The following is a 20,722-nucleotide window of genomic DNA, read 5'->3' on the forward strand; positions in this document are numbered from 1 at the left end:
CGTCAGCGGCGCCGCGCGGCGCGCCATGCGATCCACAGCTTGCGGATCGGCGTGAGCGCGAGCCGCTGGTGCAGCACCTGGAAGCCGTCGCGCTCGATCTCGTTGAGCACCGCGAGCGCGAGCGCGCCGAGCGCGCGCAGCGTGCGCTGCGCGCGACGCTCGTCGGCGGGGATGCCGGACAGCGACGTGTTGAGCGCATCGCGCGCACGCGACGCCTGGAAACGCATCAACTCGGTGTATGCGGGGCTGTAGCGGCGGTTGAGGAGGTCGGCCGCCGTCACGCCGTAGCGCTGCAGTTCGTCGATCGGAATGTAGATGCGGCCGTGGCGCGCGTCCTGCCCCAAATCCTGTACGAATTGCGCGAGCGTCAGCGCGTGCCCGAGCGGCTGCGCCCAGCGCGCGTCGTCCGCGGCCGGCCGACTCGCGCTCGCGCGCGCGACGAGCCCCGCGAACGTGCCGCCCGTATGGTCGACGTAGCGGCGCAGGTTCGCGAAGTCCAGATAGCGCGCCTGCTCGAGATCCATCCCGTAGCCGGCGACGAGCGTCTGAAGCGCGTCGACTTCGCGTGCAATGTCAGGATGGTGCGCGGCGAGCGCCTGCGATACCGGGTGCGACGGATTGCCGGCCGCGAGCGCGGCGAGTTCCTTTTGCCACCAGGCGAGCTTTGTGTGGCCGATGGTCGGATCGCTGACTTCCTTCACCGTCTGTTCGAGCTCGCGTCGCAGCGCGAAGAGCGCGGCGACGAGCGGCTGGCGCGCGAGCGGCGCCTGGCGCAGCGCATAGTAGATGCTGGAGCCGGGCGCTGCGGCTTTCTGCTGGCAGTATTCGTCGAAATTCACGGGGACAGGAACGAGTGGGGCGAGATCGGCTCGGACGGGTGCGGGGCCGTTCGACGGCACGACGTCGCGGCCGCCTCGCGGAGACATCAACGAATTTTAGCATCGCGGCAAGGGAGAGGTCGGCCGCTAGAGACAAGCGGAGGGAGATCGGTTAAAATCTTGCGCTCGCGCTTTTCGGGCGGTCGCGACAGCGACGCGCAAGCCTGTTCGGCGCAGCATTTTTCGCGTGCGTGAGTGGCGAAATTGGTAGACGCACCAGGTTTAGGTCCTGACGGGAGAAATCCTGTGTCGGTTCGAGTCCGACCTCACGCACCACCAAAGATGAAGGCCACGTACCGCAAGGTGCGTGGCCTTTTTGCCTCTGGTAAAGGCTACCAGATATCCGGTCCGGATGGGCCAGGGACTGCGCCCCGGAAAAGGGGCGTGGGGAGGACGCGAGGGTTACAGCGTGCTCGCCGGCGAACGCGGTGCTGAGTAGGCGCTGGACGCGCCCGAGGTCTGAAGTTGCCCCGCTTTGACGGACAGATGTGCAGTAGCAATCGATATGGCGATTTAACCTCCGTTAAGCAGGTAAGTCGCGGGTTGTCCACGGGCGGGCGGCGGGTCGCCTATCACGACCACGACGCTGCCCGGCGATGGGCAACCCGCACGGGGACGCGTTTTTATTTTTCGTGTGCTCGTCTTCGAATTCGAGCGGTGAACGGTAGCCGATGCTGCTGTGTAGACGGCGCAGGTTGTACCAGCCCTCGAGGAACCAGAACAGACGCGCGCGCCTGTTCGTGCGTCTCGAAGTGCTCGCGCATGAGTATTTCCGATTCGAGCGTGCCGAAGAAGGATTCATACATCGCGTTGTCGTAGCAGTCGCCAGCGGTGCCCATCGAAGGCTGCACGCCGGCCTCGCGACAGCGCCTGGACGTATATTGGCAGCCCTGATCGGAATGCAGAATGACTCCGCGAGTGCGACGTTGCGCGAGCGCCATATCGAGCGCACGCAGCATCAGTTCCGTGTACAGATGATTGGACATTGCCCAGCCTGCGATGCGGCGGCTGAACACATCGAGCACGACGGCCAGATACAGGAATCCCTCGCTGGTCGGAATGTAGGTGGCGTCGGCCACCCACAGCACGTTCGGCGCTGCGGCGCTGAAGTGGCGACGCACCAGATCAGGGGCACGCCGTGCTCCCGCGCGTAGGCGCGTAGTGCATCCATTGCCTGCGACTGGCCCCGCACAGGCCCGCCAGACGCATGAGCCGCGCGACTCGCTTGCGCCCGACATGTGCGCCTTCGCGTTTGAGCTGAGCATGGATACGCGGCGCGCCATAGGTGCCGCGCGAGCTCGTGTGCAGCGTGCGAATACGCGAGAGCAACTGCGCATCGCTGCATGCCTGCTTCGACGGCTCTCGCACGAGCCACGCATAGTCGCTGCTGGTGGAGACTCGCAGCAGCCGCGCCATCGTGGCAATGGGCCAGCGGGCCCGGTTCGCCTTCATGAATCCGTACCCTTCGGCGGTACGGCCCCCGTCTCCCGGGCGAACCAGGCAGCCGCGTGAGAGAGTATGTCGCGCTCCATCTCGAGTTGGCGCACCTTACGACGCAGCCGAGTCAATTCCTGCCGCCCGGCCGTCGTCAGTCCATCCTGGCGCACGCCCGAATCACGATCGGCCTGCGCGACCCAGTTGATGATGCTCTGCGCCGTCGGCTCGAACTCGCGCGCCAATTCCTCCGGCGTACGTCCTGCCTTCACTCGCTCCACCATCTGCGCCCGGAACTCCGCCGGGTACGCTTTCCGATGCTTGCCCATGACGGCACCTCCTCTCCAACAAGAATAGGTGTCCGTTTTTGCGGGTCAACTTCACCCGTCGACGCGAATGAGCAGCCTGTATCGATCGGCCCGATCGATTTGCAGTTGACCGCCGGAAAAATCGTGTTCGTCACAGGCGGCAATGGCTCGGGCAAGACGACGCTGGCGAAATTGTTATCGGGGCTTTATGCGGCGAACGAAGGATCTGTGCTGCTGAACGATGTCGCGCTCGGCCTGGATGCGGCCTTGATGCTGCGGCGGTGCGTCAGCGCGATCCATAGCGATTTTTTTGTCATGCCCTTTGAGACGGCCGGTTCGGCACGAAGCCCGATGTTGAGCCAATGGATTCAGCTGCTTGGGCTCGAGGACAAATTGTCCGCGGCGGGCGGCTGGCAATCGGCTCCGCGCCTTTCCCAGGGGCAGCGAAAGCGGCTGGCGCTGGTCAATCTGCCGGCCGACGATAAGCCGGTTTGTATTTTCGATGAATGGGCTGCGGATCAAGACAAGAGCCGTCGGGAATTGTTCTATCGACGGTTCCTGCCCGAACTGGCGGCGATGAAGAAACTGGTCATCGTTGTGACGCATGACAGTGACTATTTCGGTGTGGCCGACACAATCGTGCATATGAAAGATATGCAAATTAGCTTTGTCAAGGAGAATGAAAAATGAGTTGGGATCATGAAGATACCGAATTAACGTTGTCATCAATCATGAAGAACAGTATTCGATCTGGCCGGTTTGCAAGGCAGTGCCGGATGGCTGGAAAACAGTGGGCGTGAGTGGCAAGAAAGCGGTATGTCTCGATTACATCGAAAAGACGTGGATAGACATGCGTCCGTTGAGCCTGAGGCGCGCGCTTGAGGAAAACGCGCGCGAATCGAAGTGAGTTTTGATTTGAGTCGATGTTCATCCCGATTGACCATCGTTCTCATAGGGTGAATTCGAAGCGCTTGCGCTGCGCATGCTGATCTTGCGAAAGACTGCGCGGCCGGCTTGCCATATGGCGCACTTTGTATTCCGGCCTTTCGCCGATGCGTACACTCGTGCGTCACGCTTTGCGCGCGGCCAGCGCTCCATATATTTAAATCAATCGACAAAAATGGAATTATTTTGCAACCTCAAATCAATTATTTGTCGACATATCAGCCGGAATTTTTTGCCGGGGTATCAGGGTGGTATCGTGCAATTCATCGTGTCCGACGAAGCCGATGGAAAATTTTATGCGGATATTTCAGAAAACATCAGATTTCTTGATGGCGTGTGCGAAGCGCCGGACGCTGTGGTCGAAATGTCCGCCGCAGTATTTCGTATGCTGATCGGGCAGCCATACGCAACCTTGGAGGATACCGTCAAGGTGACTGGGAATCGCGCTTTGGTTTCTCTCATCGCTCATGCTGCGCAGCCGGAAGCGGATAGCGGCCGGACCCGCTTGCGCGATCTGACTTTGCAGGTGACAAATCTGGCTTCGCCCGAGACCGAAGTGCATCGAATGGCAACCATCGATGCAAGGCAATTGATGCAGATATTGCATGGAGGGACGCCGGTGATTCTAACGGCGATGCTCAATGCTTCGGGCTGGCGGACGACGTTCGACGAACTCCAGCAAAGGTTTGGCGACCTGCCAGCTCGCTGGACTGGATGCCGATATTCTTGGGGCCACGCTGGGCCTGTCGACCTTGGGGGCGTTGATCGATGCCACTTTGGATGGCGACGCGTCCGGCGTCTACAGCGGCGGGTGCTTACTGCCCGGGCCCATGCATGAAATGTTCGAGTTCCCGTTGCTGAACCGAAAATGTTTTACGCGGCCGCAATTATGGATGGGGCGCCGGGATTTCAGCGCATGCACTCGCTTGCATCGTGTTTTTTTACATGCATTTATTGGCCAAGTAATAGGCTCAAAGAGATTCGTACTATACAGACCGGACGACGCAGAATATCTATATCCAGGCGCCTGCTTCAATATGTTCCAGATTGCGAGATTTGATCCATTTCGGCCAGATCTGACGAAGTTTCCACTCGCAAAGCGAGCAAAATCGATCGAGTGTGAATTACACCCCGGTGAGTTGCTCATTTTGCCAGCTGGATGGTTTCACACGGTGAGAGGCGATGGTGCGGTAATGTCGGTGAACCGCTTCATGCGTGAGGATGCGTGGGCGGTGTTGTCAACGCGCAGCGGATTGGAGGCTCGGCAGGGTTGAATCCACATAGGTATGCAGATCTGTCCGCGGAGCACCCGAATCGCGACGAGCGCGCGAGGCTGCTCGAGTCGGTGCGCACGCGAGGCTTCGCGACCGGCTATCGCGGCTTGCGGATTTCGAAGTCGGGACGGCGCTTCTGGATCGAGGATGTCACCGTCTGGAATCTGATCGATCGCGAAGGGACGTATCGCGGGCAGGCCGCGACCGGTGGACGGACGTCTGATTCGCGGCGGCAGTTCGCCGGGCGCCATTCGCCGTGCGCTGCCGAGTCGCCGCGGGGCTGGAATTGCACGCGGAGAACGTATCGCTTGGCGAATGCATTGCTCGGCGATCGCATGTTCGAGCGGCCGCCGGGCTTTCTGCTTCCGCTGCCGCTGCGCATGCGGCTCGCCCGCACGAACAACCGATCAATAAGTCGACCGATAGTCGGCCCCCTGATCGAACCGGTTCTGCCAATGCTTCAGGTATTGCGCGGCGAGCGCCGGATTGTTCCAGACGACGAGCACGTTCTCCGAATTTCGCGCGGCCGCGGCTGCGCTGTAGTTGAACGAGCCCGTCTCGACATGGCGGCCGTCGACGACGATGTATTTGTCGTGATGGATCGCATAGCGGTCGATCGTGCGCGTCGGCACCTTCGCGTTGACGAGCAGGTTGAGCGCCTGCTTCGACGCCTTCGAGCGATTGCCGTCGTTGTCGACGACGAGCGCGACGTCGACGCCGCGGCGATGCGCGTCGAGCAGCGCCCGCACGACTTTCGGCGACGTGAACGAATAGCCCGCGAGGCGGATCGACGCGCGCGACGCGCCGATCACCTTCAACACGAGCGCCTCGGCGCCGCCGTCGGGCGAAAACGCGGCTTCGACGACCTGCCCGGCGGGCGCCTCCTTCGCGGGCGACGGCAGTGCGTCGGCGATCAGGTCGAAGAGGCGGGTAAGCAGCGATTCGGAATTCGTCTTGCTGACGGCGGGCGGCGCAGCAGACAGGAAAACGGCGGCGAGACACGCGGCGGCGAGCCGCTTTTGCAACTGCATGTGATTCTTGGACGCTCGAAACTGAGGAGGACGAGAGTGTAACGGCATCGGCGCGATTTTTCGCCGCTTCGCCGAGAACTTTGTGACGTCGAATGAAGAGGCGCGGCGCCGCGCGGCGCCGCATCGTTTCGTCTGGTTTCGTTTCGTCAGTAGCCGAAGCGCGTCGCCATCTCGTCGATCAATTGCCGCTGAAACGCGTTGAAGCGTTCGCCGGGCTGCTGCGCGATCGCGAGCTCGAGCATCGGATCGGCGACGTCGGTGCGCATGTCCGACAGCGCCTCGACGATCGCATGTCCGCAAAACGGTACATAGGCCTCCGAATAACCGCCTTCGTGAACGACGACGAGCCGCCCGCCGCAGTGCCGCTGCGCGGCTTCCTTCACCGCATGCGTCATGAACCGGTAGCTGTCGCTGTGCAATTGCATTCGCGCGAGCGGGTCGACCGCGTTCGCGTCGAGCCCGCTCGCGACGACGATGAGCTCCGGCTTGAACGCGTCGAGCGCGGGCAGCACGATCCGCTCGAACGTGTAGCGGTACGCATCGTCGCCCGCGCCCGCGAGCAGCGGAACGTTGACGTTCGCGCCGACGCCCGCGCCCGCGCCGCGCTCGTCGGCGCCGCTGTAGCCGGGCGGAAAGCAGCGGTCCTGATGCAGCGAGATCGTCAGCGTGTGCGGATCGTCATAGTAGATCGCCTGCGTGCCGTTGCCGTGATGCACGTCCCAGTCGATCACGGCGACGCGCTCGACCCGGTGCGTCGCGCGCGCGGCCTCGAGTGCGATCGGAATGTTCGCGAAGAGGCAAAAGCCCATCGGCTTGTCGCGCAGGCAATGGTGGCCGGGCGGGCGCGACAGCGAGAATGCGTTTGCCGCGCGCTCGGCGAGCACGGCGTCGACGGCGGCGAGCGCAAGCCCCGCCGACAGCGCCGCGATTTCGTAGCTGCCCTTGCCGAACGGCGCGAGCTCGCCGAGCTCGCCGCCGCCCGCGTCGCTCGCGCGCTTGAACACTTCGAGGTAATGCGCGGGATGAATGCGCAGCAGATCGGCGTCGGTTGCCGCGGGCGCGCTTTGCATGTCGAGACGTGCGGCGAGCCCCGATGCGTGCACGAGCGACAGCAGTCGCCGCTTCGAGTCGGGCGATTCCGCATAGCCCGCGCTCGACGGCGGCTGCACCCAGCCGCCGACCGGAAAGAACAGCGCGTGCGCGCCGCCCGTGTGCCAGAAAGTGCGTTCGTCGGTGAAGAAAGCGGTTTTTTTCATTGCGATGAGCTGAAGCGATGAAGGAAGGGAGGAAACGACATGCGGCGTCAATGCGCGCCGCGCTCGACGCGCAGCAGCGCCGCGAGCGAGACGACGGACACGATTGCGGCGATCGTAAACAGCGCGCGCAGCGTGCCGCCGCCGTCGAGCAGCAGCCCGGCGACGAGCGGTCCGGCGGCGAGCCCCGCGCCGATCACAAGATTGAGCGTCGCGATCAGGCGTCCCGTCGTATCGACAGCCGCGACGCTCGCGAGAATGAACGGCAGGACGAACGTCCACGCAAACTTGAAGCTGAAGATCGCCGTCGTGTAGCCGGATGCGTTGGGCATCGCCGCGAGCATGACGAGCGATGCGGCGAGGATGCCGTATCCGACGTAGAGCATCGCGCGCCGCGCGGCGCGGCCGCCTAGGTACGACGCGAGCGCGGCGCCCGCGATCCCCATCAGGCTCGCGATCGCGAGCACAGTGCCGCTCGCCTGCGCGTCGAAGCCGACCGCGGCCGCGGCCTTGTTCGCGAAGGTCCACACGCCGCCGATCGCGAGATAGAACGTCAGCACGCCGCCGATCGCGAGCGCGGTCGGTGCGCGCGACGCATCCGGACGTGCGCCGCGGGCGCGCCGGGGACGCGCGCGCGGCACGGCCGGAAAGCGGTTCGCGAGCGGCGCCGCGCACAGCGCGAGCGCGGCGAGCACTGCATACAGCGCGCGCAATCCGACTGCATCGAACAGATGCGGCAGCAGAAAGAGACCGGCCGCGCCCGCGATCAACTGGCCGACGACCCAGAGCCCGTAGACGCGATCGCTATTGCCGCTCGCCGCGGCGCTCGTCATGCAGAGCACCATCAGCGTGCCGCCGCCGAGCGCCGTTACCGCGCGCAGCGCGAGGAGCGGGACGAAGTCCGGCATCGTCACGGCAGTCGCGAGATTGCCGACGCAGAACGCGGCGGTCGCGCACCACGCGACGCGCCGCGCGTCGATGCGCCCGAGCCACAGATACGACGGCAGCGTCGCGAGGCTGAACGCGCCCAGCTCGACGAAGAAGTACGTGCCGATCTGCGACGCCGATAGTCCGAGCTGCACGCCGAGCTGCCCGGCGACGACGGGTGCGACGAGCAGCAGGAGCGGCGTGATCGCAGCGAACGCGACGAGCGCGGCGAGCGTGCCGCTCGTGAAATCGGGCGCGTCGTCGGACGGTGTCGCAGACGGCAGCGTGGAATCTTGTAGCAGTGTTTTCATGGTCGTGATCTCGAAGGCTCGATTCAGAAAACGTGGTACATGCCGAGCATCGCGCCGCACTGCGATGTGCCGGCGAGCGGCGTCGGGTCGTATTCGTAGACGGTCTGCGCGCTCCGGCCGCTGTTCTTCGCGTGGCCGAGATTCAGGTATGCGACGGTGCGCTTCGACAGCGAATAGGTCGTGCTCGAGATGAAGAGCGTCGGGTGGCCGATCTGCGGCGTCGGCGAATCGGTGTGATAGACGCCGCCCGCGAAGCCGAGGCGTCCGCTCGTCTGATAGCGCGCGCCGCCCCAGACGATCGTGCGCGCGGGATCGAGATCGCCCGTCAGGCGCTCGACGCCCGCATAGACGATGAGCGGCAGCGACGCGAACGCATAGTGCGCGGCGAACGTGCCGATCTCGCGCCGCTGCGCGGAGCGGTCGACGCCGGCGTCGAGCGTGCCGTGCGATTGATGCACGACGGCGCTCGCCGACAGCCCGTTGCTCGTGAACTGTCCGCCGAGTTCGAGCACGCGGCCGGCGCGCGTGTTGCCGGCGATGCCGCCCGTCGCGGCGAGCGCCTCGACGTCGAAGCCCGCGAACGTCGCCGACTGGTACTTGATCGAGTTGTCGATGAAGTTCGCCGACGGCGGCACGAGGACGCCCTGGCCGCTGTACGCCGCGTACCAGAGCGGGTCGTAGAAGAGTGTCTTGTCGAACAGCGTGCTGAACTGACGGCCGAGCGTGACGGTGCCGACCGGGCCGCCGATGCCGACGTACGCACCGCGAAAGAACGCGTAGCCCGGCACCGTCGCCGTACCGTCGTTCAGGTTGATGCCTTGCTCGAGCTTGAAGCGCGCGCGCCAGCCGCCGCCGAGATCCTCTTCGCCTTTCAGGCCGATCTGGGACGGTAGGATTCCGTAATTCTGCAGCCGCCATGCGCCTTTTTGGCCGTCGGCATGCGACAGATATTGCATGCCGGCATCGGCGACGCCGTACAGCGTGAGCGTCGACTGGGCATGCGTCGACCCGGATAGCGCGGCGAGCGTCGCGGTTGCCGCGAGCGCGCGTCGTCTGCGTGTGTGCCTGAACGTCCTCATCGCTTCGTTTCTCCAAACCGGGTGATCGTTTTTGTGGGAGGCATCCGCAGTGTCGGTAGCAGCGATGCCGCTGCAAAGCCGTTCAGATGAACGGTGCGGGAAACCCTCGAGGCGTCCTGAATGCCGTCGCGCCGGTGCGTATGCGCGGTCCCGGGGCGGCGGCGCGGATGCTGCGGCGCAGCAGCGCACCGATACCGTTCAAATGGATGGGGCATTCGCGCGGTCGTGCGCGGGCGGTTTTCAAAAAAGACCGACGGCTATAATCGATCGCTCATCGAAGCGCGCAAGGCCGGCGATACGGGCGGGCAAGGGAGCGGTCAGTGGTGGCGATCAGAGCGGGAATCCGGCAGGACATCGATGCGCTGCGCGACGTGCCGGCGGCAATCGTGCTCGACGCCGCCGCGTGGCCGCCGCTTGCGCTGCGCAGGCGCGACTTCGACGGCGTCACGCAGACGCCGGGCGCGGCGTCTCGCGAGCTGAGCCTGTTCCTGCTCGACCTGTATGCGGTTGCGAGCCGCGCGTCGATCGGCGAATTCGAATGCCGGTTCTTCCAGCTGCTGTCGCGCTATCTGCCGTTCGACGCCGGATGGACGGGCGTCGCGAACCACACGCCGACCGGCCCCGTGATGCACAACAGCTATCTGTACCGGCTGCCGCACGAGTTCTTCACCGACTGGAAGCGCGTGCGCGATTGCGATCCGCTCGCGCATCGCACCTTGCATGGCGCGTACGGCCAGGCGGCGATCCTGTCGGTCGTCGAACCGGGACTCGACGGCCGGTTTCGCGACTGGTGCGTCAAGTACGGGCTTGCTCAGCTCATGTGCGTGTGCACGCTCGACCGTCGTTTCGGACTCACGACGTTCATGTCGATCTACCGGCAGGGCTTGAATCGTCAGTTTACCGAAGACGACGCGCGCCGCTACGAAGACGTCATTCCACACCTCGCGGCCGCATTGACGATCAATCGCGCCGCGCAATTGAGCCGCTTGCGCAGCGAGGCGGCCGCGTCGACGGTGCGCGCGATCTGCGACAACTTCGGCGTACTGCATCACGCGGACGCCGGCTTCGGCGCGGTGCTGCGAACCGAGTGGCCCGACTGGAGCGGCTCGCGGCTGCCGCCGGCGCTCGTCGATCACATGCGCCGCCATGCGTCGCAGGCGTACTCGGGCGATGCGCTGCGAATGCGCTGCATGCCCGTCGCCGGATTGTTCCAGCTGGAGGTGCGGCCTCGCTCGCTGCTCGACCGCCTGAGCCCGCGCGAGCTCGCGGCGATCCGCTATTACGGCGAAGGGCGCTCGCACAAGGAAGTCGCGCAGCAGATGGAGATCGCGCCCGCTACCGTGCGCCATTATCTGCGCTGCGCGTATCGCAAGCTCGGGATGCACGACAAGAGCCAGATCTCGGGCGTGCTCGGCGAGATCGATCGCGCTGCTGAAGGAATCGGCGCGGAGCGCGACGGCGGCGGGTGACGCGCGATCCGAGCCTGGCATCGCCCCGCGAAATGGTTGTGACCGCAACTATTCGGCTCTATGCTCGTCGCTTCATCGAACGAGGAGGCATGCATATGGATCGAGCACCGGTGCGCGCGGCGATCGTCGGGATCGGCGCGATCGGCGGATTGTTCGCGGCGGCGTTGGCGCGCGCGGGCTGGGACGTGAGCGCCTTCGCGCGTGGCGCGACGCTCGACGCGTTGCGCGAGCGCGGGCTGCGGATCGTCGGCGAGGCGGGCAGGTCGGGCGAAGAGGCGGCGGTCGCGTTGCGCGCGAGCGACGACGCGCACGCGCTCGGCGTGCAGGATTACATCGTCGTCGCGCTGAAGGCGCAGGCGCTGCCCGGCGTCGCCGCGCGCCTCGCGCCGCTCGTCGGGCCGCGGACGATCATCGTCGCCGCAATGAACGGCCTGCCGTGGTGGTTTTTCGACGGCTTCGGCGGGCCGCTCGACGGCGTCGTGCTCGACGCGGTCGACCCGGGCGGCGCGACGGCCGCGGCGCTGCCGCCTGCGCGCTCGGTCGGTTGCGTCGTCCATCTTTCGTCGGCGACGCGCGAGCCGGGCGTCGTCGTGCGCGGGCGCGGCAACCGGCTGATCGTCGGCGCGCCGCGGCCCGAACTGCGCGATCCGACCGCGCACGTCGCCGACGCGCTCGCGGCGGGCGGCTTCGACGTCGAGCGCTCGGCCGACATTCGCACCGACATCTGGGCGAAGCTCTGGGGCAACATGAACATGAATCCGCTGAGCGCGCTGACGGGCTCGGCGGCGGATCGCCTGCTCGACGATCCGCATACGCACGAGCTCGCGCTGCGGATGATGGAGGAGGCCGACGCGATCGGTGCGCGGCTCGGGTTGTCGGCCGGGATGAGCGGTCCGGAGCGGATCGCGGTGACGCGCCAGCTCGGCGCGTTCAAGACGTCGATGCTGCAGGATCTGGAGACGGGGCGGCCGCTCGAGATCGGGCCGATTCTGGGCGTGTTCCCGGAGCTCGGCCGCAAGCTCTGCGTGCCGACGCCGTATTGCGACGCGGTGCTCGGGCTGCTGCGGCAGCGTGCGTTCAATTCCGGGCTGTGACGTGTCGTGCGGCGGGCGGTGGCCGATCGACGCGGGCGGCTCGTGAAGGCGCCGCGCGACGGCGCTGCGTCCATCCGCGCGAGCGGGGCGGGCAACGCTCGGGCGCGTGTCGTCGACGCGAAGCCGCGATGCTCGCCGATCAGCCGATCAGCCGATCAGCCGATCAGCCGATCAGCCGATTCTCCGAATTCCGACGTGGGCGAACAGCCGGCAGAAAACGCGAACGAATCGTTACCGCCGCGACTACCCGACTCACGGACCCGACGCCCGCGCGTACCAAGCGGGTTCGGCCGCCCGCCCGTCGAGCGTTCAATCCGCCCGTTCCCGCGCGCCGGCGATGATCTTGTCGAGCGCGCGGCTGAATGCGGCTTTCTCGCTTTCGCTCAGGCAATCGAGCAGCAAGGCGTTCCACTTTTGCGCGATCGGCATGATTTTCCGGTTGAGCGCGGCGCCCGCCGGCGTGAGCGCGATCAGCACGACGCGTCCGTCGGCGTCGCTCGGGCTGCGCTTGACGAGCCCGCGCCGGATCAGCGCCTCGGCCGCGCGGCTCGCCTGACTCTTGTCGAGGTTCGCGCGCCGCGCGAGCTCCATGATCGAGAACGGCCCGAACGCGCCGACCGACGCGATGATCCGCGCCTCGGGCAGCGATACGCCGAGCTTCGTCTGATACAGATCGCCGATGCCGCGGTCGGAGAGCTTGTTCAGCACGTGCATCCGGTAGGTCATGAACTGGTCGAGCCCGACTTTGCTGCCTGTCATGTCGTGTCCTGAATGAGGGGTGCGGGCCCGATTGTTGCCGCATCGCGGCGTGCGGTCAACGGTGCCGCCCGCGCGGGCCGCACGTGCCGAGCGTGTCAGACCCGGCCGTAGCGCAGCCGCGTCAGTTGCTCGGCCTCGTTCTCGAGCAGGCGCGCGGCGTCGCGCAGCGCGACGTCGAGCGTGATCGGGCCGGGCGCAGGCGAGAAGCAGCCGTCGAAATGACCAGACAATTGCGGCAGCGCCGCCGCATCGACCGCGCCCGACAGCAGCGTCGCTGGCACGCCTGCCGCGCGCGCGTGCCGGCACGCGACGAACGGCGCCTTGCCGTGCAGCGTCTGCGCATCCGAGCGGCCTTCGCCCGTGATCATCCAGTTCGCGCCCGCGAGCGCCGCGTCGAGGCCGATCTGCCGCGCGACGACATCGGCGCCCGGCTCGAAGCGCGCGCCGAGCACGTGCAGCGCGAAGCCGAGCCCGCCCGCCGCGCCGGCGCCGGGCAGATCGCGGGCGCGACCGGCGGAAGTCCCCGTGGGACGGCGGTCGAGCGCCGCCTCGACGAGCGTCGCGAAATGGTCGAGCGCCGCGTCGAGCGGCGCGACCTGCGCGGGCGTCACGCCCTTTTGCGGGCCGAACACGGCGGTCGCGCCGTGCTCGCCCGTGAGCGGATTGTCGACGTCGGACATCGCGACGAACGACGTCTCGGCAAGGCGCGCGTCGAGCTCGGCGACGTCGACGCTCGCGACGTGCGCGAGCCGCTCGGGCGTCGGCTCGATCTCGCGGCCGTGCGCGTCGAACGCGCGCAGCCCGAGGCCGGCGAGCAGGCCTGCGCCGGCGTCGTTCGTGCTGCTGCCGCCGAGCGCGACGTAGAACGTGCGTACGCCTTCGTCGAGAAGGGCGCGGATCGCGTCGCCCAGGCCCCGCGTGCTGCGCGCGGCGACGGGCGCGCTCATGCCGGCCGGATCGGTGATGCCGACGATTTCCGCCGTCTCGACGATCGCCGTGCGCGCGTCGATGAGGCCGACGGCCGCGTCGCGCGGCGCGAGCGACGCGCCGGGCACGCGCAGCGTGCGGCGCGTGCTGCCGTGCGCGAGGAGCGCGTCGAGCGTGCCTTCGCCGCCGTCCGCCATCGGGCAGCGCCGCACGACGGCGTCGGGGCGCGCCCGCGCGACGCCCGCGGCGATCGCGTTCGCCACCTGTTCGGCGGATAGCGACCCCTTGAACGAGTCGGGCGCAATGACGACGACGGGCGCGGGCGAATGCTGCGGCATGGTGTCTCCGGATGTCGTTCGTGATGACGGGCGGATCGCGCGGGCGGGCACGGTGGATGCGGTGGACATGCGAGCGGCGCGAGGACCGGCGGGGATCGAAAAGGGAGCTTACCCGATGGCCCGCGGCTGCGGGATACCGCGCCGCGCATGTCCGGGATCGCACGGAGGGCGCCGCGTGCGCGATGCTGCGGCGCGCCACCGCCTGAACTCGCGGTGAGAGGAAAATAGTTTGCTAGAATAGTCGATTCTTCCGGCCAAAGCCGTTGCTCCAAGCCGCCGAACGAGTCGCATGCGGAAAGTTGCACGCGGGAGTCGCACGCGGGGCTGAGCGAGCCGCCAGCGCGGCCTGCGCCCGATGCGCTCGCACGAGCGAACGGACGGTGCGCGACAGCGCGTCCGTCGCAAGGCTGGCACGGCAAGGAAAAACCGATTCGCTCGAATAATTTTAGGACGATTGAAGCCATGGCTAACGTTGTTGAAAACCTCGGCAAGCTCGAACGCCGCGTGACGATCTCCCTGCCGAAGGATGTCGTGCAGAAGGAGATCGACGCCCGTATTCAGAAACTCGCGAAGAACGTGCGCATGCCGGGCTTCCGCCCGGGCAAGGTGCCGCTCAAGATGGTCGCGCAGCAGTATGCGGGCCAGGTCGAGGCGGAGGTGCTGAGCGACAAGATCGGTCAGGAGTTCTTCACGATCAGCCGCGCGGAGAACCTGCGCGTCGCGGGCCAGCCGAGCTTCGAGCCGAAGCAGGACGCAGCGGAGGGCGCGTACGCGTTCGACGCGACGTTCGAGGTGTACCCGGAAGTGAAGATCGGCGCGCTCGAGACGGCTGAAGTCGAGCGCTCGACGACGTCGATCGGCGACGCCGAAATCGACCGCACGCTCGACATCCTGCGCAAGCAGCGCGTGCACTTCCACGCGCGCGGCGAAGGCGGCGAGCACGGCGACGGCGGCGCGGACACGGCGGTGCAGAACGGCGACCGTGTGACGGTCGATTTCGTCGGCAAGATCGACGATGTCGCATTCCAGGGCGGCACGGCCGAAGACTTCGTGTTCGTGCTCGGCGAAGGGCGGATGCTGCCCGAATTCGAGACGGCGGCGCTCGGCCTGAAGACGGGCGAGTCGCGCGAATTCGACCTGAAGTTCCCGGACGACTACCACGGCAAGGACGTGGCGGGCAAGACCGCGCAGTTCACGGTCACGACGAAGAAGGTCGAGTGGCCGCACCTGCCGGCGATCGACGCCGATTTCGCGAAGTCGCTCGGCGTCGAGGACGGCGATCTGACCAAGATGCGCGGCGAGATCAAGGAAAACCTCGAGCGCGAGGCGAAGCGCCGCACGCAGTCGATCGTGAAGAACCAGGTGATGGACGCGCTCTTGAAGATTTCCGAGCTCGACGTGCCGAAGGCGCTGATCGAGCAGGACCAGCAGCGCCTCGTCGAGATGGCTCGTCAGGATCTCTCGCAGCGCGGCGTGCCGAACGCGAAGGATGCGCCGATTCCGGCCGAAATGTTCGCCGATCAGGCCGAGCGCCGCGTGAAGCTCGGCCTTGTGCTGGCCGAGCTGGTGAAGGCGAACGGCCTCGAGGCGAAGCCGGAGCAGATCCGTGCGGAAGTCGACGAATTCGCGAAGAGCTACGAAGACCCGAAGGAAGTGGTCCGCTGGTATTATTCGAATCAGCAGCGCCTTGCCGAAATGGAAGCGTTCGTCGTTGAGAGCAACGTCGTCGATTTCGTGCTGGGCAAGGCGAAGGTGACGGACAAGGAAGTAAGCTTCGAAGCACTGGCGAGCGCAACGGCGCAAGCATAAGTGTTGCTCTAGCGGCGTGCCGGCTGTCGGAGCGACGGCCGGCACGCCGTTTTTTCATGATGCGGCGCCGCGTGCGACGTTCTCCGGCTCGTTTCCTGCCGTTCAATACTCATTCTCGGACAAGGCTCATTGAATGATTAATCGCGCTCAATTGCTTGACACGTTGGCTTCGCAAGCCCCGCGGGATTTCGAGGCGCAAGCGCTCGGGCTCGTGCCGATCGTCGTCGAGACGAGCGGTCGCGGCGAGCGTTCGTACGACATCTACTCGCGACTCCTGAAAGAGCGCATTGTGTTCATGGTCGGCGAAGTGAACGACCAGACGGCGAATCTCGTGGTCGCGCAGCTTCTGTTCCTCGAAAGCGAGAATCCCGACAAGGACATCAGCCTCTACATCAACAGCCCGGGCGGCTCGGTTTCGGCCGGGATGGCGATTTACGACACGATGCAGTTCGTCAAGCCGGACGTGTCGACGCTCTGCATGGGCCTCGCGGCCAGCATGGGCGCGTTCCTGCTCGCGTCGGGCGCGAAGGGCAAGCGCTATGCGCTGCCGAACGCGCGCGTGATGATCCATCAGCCGCTCGGCGGCGCGCGCGGCCAGGCGTCGGACATCGAGATCCAGGCACGCGAGATCCTCTACTTGAAGGACCGCCTGAACCACCTGCTCGCCCAACACACCGGTCAGGACGTCGAGCGCATCGCGCGCGACACCGACCGTGATAATTTCATGTCCAGCGAAGATGCGAAGGCGTACGGGCTGATCGACCATGTGTCGATCAAGCGCCCGTAAGCTTTAGTGGGGTGCCGCCCCAATAGGCGCGGCACCCGCCACACGCCCCGAGCATCTGCGGCAAAAGAACATCGCCGCCGTCTCCCGAGTATTTACCAGGTCATGGTATCGGGGACAAACGGCGTATCATGTAACTCACGTGTCCGGAGGCTCTAATTCATGGCGGACAAAAAAGGTTCGAACAGCGAGAAGCTGTTGTATTGCTCGTTTTGCGGCAAAAGCCAGCATGAGGTGAAAAAACTCATCGCGGGGCCGTCGGTGTTCATCTGCGATGAATGCATCGATTTGTGCAACGAGATCATTCGCGACGAAGCGGCCGCGGTGGGCGTCGAAGCCAGCCTGTCCAAATCCGACCTGCCGAGCCCGCAGGAGATTCGCGACATCCTCGATCAATACGTGATCGGGCAGGAACGCGCGAAGAAGATCCTCGCCGTCGCCGTCTACAACCACTACAAGCGCTTGAAGCATCTCGACAAGAAGGACGACGTCGAACTGTCGAAGAGCAACATCCTGTTGATCGGCCCGACGGGCTCCGGCAAGACGCTCCTCGCGCAGACGCTCGCGCGCCTTCTGAACGTGCCGTTCGTGATCGCCGACGCGACCACGCTGACGGAAGCCGGCTACGTCGGCGAGGACGTCGAGAACATCATTCAGAAGCTGCTGCAAAACTGCAACTACGAGGTCGAGAAGGCGCAGCGCGGGATCGTCTACATCGACGAGATCGACAAGATCAGCCGCAAGTCGGACAACCCGTCGATCACCCGTGACGTGTCGGGCGAGGGCGTCCAGCAGGCGCTCCTGAAGCTCGTCGAGGGCACGATGGCGTCGGTGCCGCCGCAGGGCGGCCGCAAGCACCCGAACCAGGATTTCATCCAGGTCGACACGACGAACATCCTGTTCATCTGCGGCGGCGCGTTCGACGGCCTCGAGAAGGTGATCACCGACCGCACCGAGAAGACCGGCATCGGCTTCGGCGCGACCGTGAAGAGCAAGCAGGAGCGGGACGCGGGCGAAGTGCTGCGCGAGGTTGAGCCGGAAGACCTGATCAAATTCGGGTTGATCCCCGAGCTGATCGGCCGTCTGCCCGTGGTCGCGACGCTCGGCAAGCTCGACGAAGCCGCGCTGATGAAGATCCTCGTCGAGCCGAAGAACGCGCTCGTCAAGCAGTATCAGAAGCTGTTCGCGATGGAGCGGGTCGAACTCGAAATTCGCCCGGACGCGCTGCAGGCGGTCGCCCGTAAGGCGATCCGTCGCAAGACGGGCGCGCGTGGGCTGCGTTCGATCATCGAGCAGGCGCTCCTCGACGTGATGTACGAACTACCGACCCTCAAAGGGGTCGGCAAGGTGATCATCGACGACAATGTCATCGAAGGGGACGGCAAACCGTTACTCATTTATGAGGACACGCCGAAAGTGGCGGGTTCGAATTGATCGGCTTTGAAGTTTCGTGAGCAAAAAAGCCGTTCATGGAATCGTGAACGGCTTTTTTTCGTTTATCTTGTGGGTAACTCTGACTCGAACCGCACGGTAACTTTTTTACTGAATATTTCCCACGCGCTGAAGGCTTGCAATCCGCTGTGCCGGCCTTACTTACCGAATAATTGATTCCACTCATGGGGAAATGAAATGTCAGGCACCCAACTTCTCCCGCCGGAACGCACTACGCTCCCGCTGCTGCCGCTGCGGGACGTCGTCGTTTTCCCGCACATGGTGATCCCGCTCTTCGTGGGCCGGCCGAAGTCGATCAAGGCTCTCGAGGTGGCAATGGAAGGCGGCAAGCACATCATGCTTGTTGCTCAGAAGACCGCCGCAAAGGATGAGCCGACCGACAAAGACATGTACGACGTCGGCTGCATCGCGAACATCCTGCAGATGCTGAAGCTGCCCGACGGCACCGTGAAGGTGTTGGTCGAAGGGTTGCAGCGCGCGCAGGCGCTCTCGATCGAAGAGCAGGAGACGCAGTTCTCGTGCGAAGTGATGCCGCTCGAACCGGACCACGCCGACAGCGCCGAGACGGAAGCGCTGCGCCGCGCGATCGTGTCGCAGTTCGATCAGTACGTGAAGCTGAACAAGAAGATCCCGCCTGAAATTCTGACGTCGCTGTCGGGTATCGACGAGGCAGGCCGGCTCGCAGACACGATCGCGGCGCACCTGCCGCTCAAACTCGACCAGAAGCAGCACATCCTCGAGATGTTCCCGGTCATCGAGCGGCTCGAGCACCTGCTCGCCCAGCTCGAGGCGGAGATCGACATCCTGCAGGTCGAAAAGCGCATCCGCGGGCGCGTGAAGCGCCAGATGGAGAAGAGCCAGCGCGAGTACTACCTGAACGAACAGGTCAAGGCGATCCAGAAGGAACTGGGCGAAGGCGAGGAAGGCGCCGATCTCGAGGAACTCGAGAAGCGCATCAACGCCGCGCGCATGCCAAAGGAAGCGAAGAAGAAGGCCGATGCCGAGCTCAAGAAGCTGAAGCTGATGTCCCCGATGTCGGCGGAAGCGACCGTCGTGCGCAACTACATCGATACGCTGATCGCGCTGCCGTGGCGCAAGAAGAGCAAGGTCAACAACGACTTGGCCAACGCCGAGAAGGTCCTCGACGAGGATCACTACGGCCTCGAGAAGGTCAAGGAACGGATCCTCGAGTACCTCGCGGTGCAGCAACGCGTCGACAAGGTGAAGGCACCGATCCTGTGCCTCGTCGGGCCTCCGGGCGTCGGCAAGACCTCGCTTGGCCAGTCGATCGCGCGCGCGACGAACCGCAAGTTTGTCCGCATGGCGTTGGGCGGCGTGCGCGACGAGGCCGAGATCCGCGGTCACCGTCGGACCTACATCGGCTCGATGCCGGGCAAGATCCTGCAGAGCCTGTCGAAGGTCGGCGTGCGCAATCCGCTCTTCCTGCTCGACGAAGTCGACAAGATGGGGATGGATTTCCGCGGCGATCCGTCGTCGGCGCTGCTCGAAGTGCTCGATCCGGAGCAGAACCACACGTTCGCCGACCACTACGTCGAGGTCGATTTCGATCTGTCGGACGTGATGTTCGTCGCGACGTCGAACTCGCTGAACATTCCGCCGCCGCTCCTCGACCGGATGGAAGTGATCCGTTTGTCGGGCTACACGGAGGACGAAAAGGTCAGCATCGCGCAGCGCTACCTGCTGCCGAAGCAGAAGAAGAACAACGGCCTGAAGGAGGGCGAGATCGATGTCGCCGAGCAGGCGATTCGCGACATCATCCGCTACTACACGCGGGAAGCCGGTGTGCGGTCGCTCGAGCGCGAAATCTCGAAGATCTGCCGCAAGGTCGTGAAGATGCTGCTGCTGAAGAAGGCGACGGGCGCGATCAAGGTCGACGGCGAGAACCTTGACACGTTCCTCGGCGTGCGCAAGTACGATTTCGGTCTTGCCGCGAAGGAGAACCAGGTTGGCCAGGTCACGGGTCTCGCATGGACCGAAGTGGGCGGCGATCTGCTGACGATCGAGGCGGCCGTGATGCCCGGCAAGGGCAACGTGATTCGTACGGGCTCGCTCGGCGACGTGATGAAGGAGTCGGTCGAGGCCGCGCGCTCGGTCGTGCGCTCGCGCTCGCGACGGCTCGGCGTCAAGGACGAGGCGTTCGAAAAGCAGGACATCCACATTCACGTGCCGGAAGGCGCGACGCCGAAGGACGGTCCGTCCGCCGGCATCGCGATGACGACGGCGCTCGTGTCGGTGCTGACGGGCATTCCGGTGCGCGCCGACGTTGCGATGACGGGCGAGATCACGCTGCGCGGGGAGGTGCTGCCGATCGGCGGTCTGAAGGAGAAGCTGCTCGCAGCGCACCGCGGCGGTATCAAGCTCGTGCTGATTCCGGAAGAGAACGTGAAGGATCTCGCGGACATTCCGGACAACGTGAAGAACGCGATCGAAATCGTGCCGGTCCGTTGGATCGACAAGGTGCTCGAACTCGCGCTCGAACGTCTGCCGAGCGCGCTGCCCGAGGAAGAGGCGAAGGCGGCGGCGCCCGTCGCGGAACCCGCGAAGGATGCCGGCTCGACTGAGGTCGTCAAGCACTGAGTGCGCGCAGGTAGTTCGCGCTTCGCTGACAAGCCCACGGCCGCGAGGCCGT

Annotated in this window: 16 protein-coding genes, 1 tRNA gene and 3 pseudogenes; 12 read left to right on the top strand and 8 right to left on the bottom strand. The window is 65.2% G+C overall.

All coding sequences use genetic code 11. The annotated features are described in order from the left end of the window. Positions 1-2: 2 nt before the first annotated feature. Positions 3-839 (bottom strand): squalene/phytoene synthase family protein, encoded by an 837-nt coding sequence (locus tag WS70_RS07960; RefSeq protein ID WP_059470552.1) that lies wholly within the window; start codon positions 837-839, stop codon positions 3-5. A 228-nt stretch (positions 840-1,067) separates the two neighbouring features. On the opposite strand from WS70_RS07960, the gene WS70_RS07965 reads away from it, so the two are divergent. After that, positions 1,068-1,154 (top strand) — tRNA-Leu (locus tag WS70_RS07965). Positions 1,155-1,401: 247 nt separating this feature from the next. Here WS70_RS07965 and WS70_RS07970 read toward each other — a convergent pair. Then, positions 1,402-2,641 (bottom strand): annotated as a pseudogene (locus WS70_RS07970) (IS3 family transposase). Between WS70_RS07970 and WS70_RS07975 the strand changes: the two are divergent. The 5 genes and pseudogenes from WS70_RS07975 to WS70_RS07990 form a co-directional block, all read left to right on the top strand. Next, a complete protein-coding gene (locus tag WS70_RS07975; RefSeq protein ID WP_226382818.1) occupies positions 2,630-3,310 on the top strand; it encodes an ATP-binding cassette domain-containing protein in 681 nt (226 codons plus the stop codon). The pseudogene WS70_RS07970 and the gene WS70_RS07975 sit on opposite strands and share 12 nt — an antisense overlap. Continuing rightward, positions 3,307-3,527, top strand: a pseudogene (locus WS70_RS33985) (MbtH family protein). Before WS70_RS07975 ends, WS70_RS33985 begins: the two are co-directional and overlap by 4 nt. Before the next feature lie 75 nt (positions 3,528-3,602). Continuing rightward, on the top strand, positions 3,603-4,403 hold the full coding sequence (locus WS70_RS32745) for a hypothetical protein (protein WP_226382819.1): 801 nt from the start codon (positions 3,603-3,605) through the stop codon (positions 4,401-4,403). A 55-nt stretch (positions 4,404-4,458) separates the two neighbouring features. After that, a complete protein-coding gene (locus tag WS70_RS32750; RefSeq protein WP_236861873.1) occupies positions 4,459-4,839 on the top strand; it encodes a cupin-like domain-containing protein in 381 nt (126 codons plus the stop codon). 23 nt (positions 4,840-4,862) lie between these two features. Then, a pseudogene (locus WS70_RS07990) lies at positions 4,863-5,066 on the top strand (MEKHLA domain-containing protein); the annotation flags it as partial. A gap of 180 nt (positions 5,067-5,246) precedes the next feature. Here WS70_RS07990 and WS70_RS07995 read toward each other — a convergent pair. The 4 genes from WS70_RS07995 to WS70_RS08010 all read right to left on the bottom strand — a co-directional run bounded on the left by WS70_RS07995 (position 5,247) and on the right by WS70_RS08010 (position 9,440). Then, positions 5,247-5,870: a phospholipase D family nuclease gene (locus WS70_RS07995; RefSeq protein WP_059471239.1), complete on the bottom strand. Its 624-nt coding sequence runs from the start codon at positions 5,868-5,870 to the stop codon at positions 5,247-5,249. A 146-nt stretch (positions 5,871-6,016) separates the two neighbouring features. After that, positions 6,017-7,126: a class II histone deacetylase gene (locus WS70_RS08000; protein ID WP_059597104.1), complete on the bottom strand. Its 1,110-nt coding sequence runs from the start codon at positions 7,124-7,126 to the stop codon at positions 6,017-6,019. Between the two features lie 47 nt (positions 7,127-7,173). After that, positions 7,174-8,361 carry an MFS transporter gene (locus tag WS70_RS08005; protein WP_059471241.1) on the bottom strand — a complete coding sequence of 396 codons (1,188 nt, stop codon included), beginning with the start codon at positions 8,359-8,361 and terminating at the stop codon, positions 7,174-7,176. 23 nt (positions 8,362-8,384) lie between these two features. After that, the gene (locus WS70_RS08010; protein ID WP_059597103.1) at positions 8,385-9,440 is read right to left on the bottom strand and encodes a porin; all 1,056 of its coding nucleotides are present in this window, start codon (positions 9,438-9,440) and stop codon (positions 8,385-8,387) included. 323 nt (positions 9,441-9,763) lie between these two features. On the opposite strand from WS70_RS08010, the gene WS70_RS08020 reads away from it, so the two are divergent. Together WS70_RS08020 and WS70_RS08025 are read left to right on the top strand one after the other, a co-directional pair. Continuing rightward, entirely contained in the window at positions 9,764-10,909 is a 1,146-nt protein-coding gene (locus tag WS70_RS08020) for a helix-turn-helix transcriptional regulator (RefSeq protein ID WP_059471243.1), read from the top strand. Between the two features lie 95 nt (positions 10,910-11,004). Then, a complete protein-coding gene (locus tag WS70_RS08025; protein WP_082722225.1) occupies positions 11,005-12,003 on the top strand; it encodes a 2-dehydropantoate 2-reductase in 999 nt (332 codons plus the stop codon). Positions 12,004-12,312: 309 nt separating this feature from the next. Here the strand turns inward: WS70_RS08025 and WS70_RS08030 are convergent, their stop codons facing one another. Together WS70_RS08030 and WS70_RS08035 are read right to left on the bottom strand one after the other, a co-directional pair. Then, a complete protein-coding gene (locus WS70_RS08030) occupies positions 12,313-12,762 on the bottom strand; it encodes a MarR family winged helix-turn-helix transcriptional regulator (protein WP_059471245.1) in 450 nt (149 codons plus the stop codon). Positions 12,763-12,857: 95 nt separating this feature from the next. Continuing rightward, entirely contained in the window at positions 12,858-14,027 is a 1,170-nt protein-coding gene (locus WS70_RS08035; protein WP_059597101.1) for a glycerate kinase family protein, read from the bottom strand. A gap of 462 nt (positions 14,028-14,489) precedes the next feature. Here WS70_RS08035 and tig point away from each other — a divergent pair, with 462 nt between their 5' ends. From tig to lon, 4 genes are all read left to right on the top strand, one after another. Further along, positions 14,490-15,836: a trigger factor gene (tig, locus tag WS70_RS08045; RefSeq protein WP_059597100.1), complete on the top strand. Its 1,347-nt coding sequence runs from the start codon at positions 14,490-14,492 to the stop codon at positions 15,834-15,836. Between the two features lie 133 nt (positions 15,837-15,969). Continuing rightward, positions 15,970-16,623, top strand: coding sequence for an ATP-dependent Clp endopeptidase proteolytic subunit ClpP (gene clpP, locus WS70_RS08050; RefSeq protein WP_025989765.1), 654 nt, complete (start codon positions 15,970-15,972; stop codon positions 16,621-16,623). Between the two features lie 159 nt (positions 16,624-16,782). Beyond that, complete coding sequence (gene clpX / locus WS70_RS08055; protein ID WP_059471248.1) at positions 16,783-18,054, top strand: ATP-dependent Clp protease ATP-binding subunit ClpX; 1,272 nt, start codon at positions 16,783-16,785, stop codon at positions 18,052-18,054. 195 nt (positions 18,055-18,249) lie between these two features. Beyond that, entirely contained in the window at positions 18,250-20,670 is a 2,421-nt protein-coding gene (gene lon / locus WS70_RS08060) for an endopeptidase La (protein ID WP_059471249.1), read from the top strand. The last annotated feature ends 52 nt before the right edge of the window (positions 20,671-20,722 follow it).

Source organism: Burkholderia mayonis, from assembly GCF_001523745.2.
Taxonomy (GTDB): domain Bacteria; phylum Pseudomonadota; class Gammaproteobacteria; order Burkholderiales; family Burkholderiaceae; genus Burkholderia; species Burkholderia mayonis.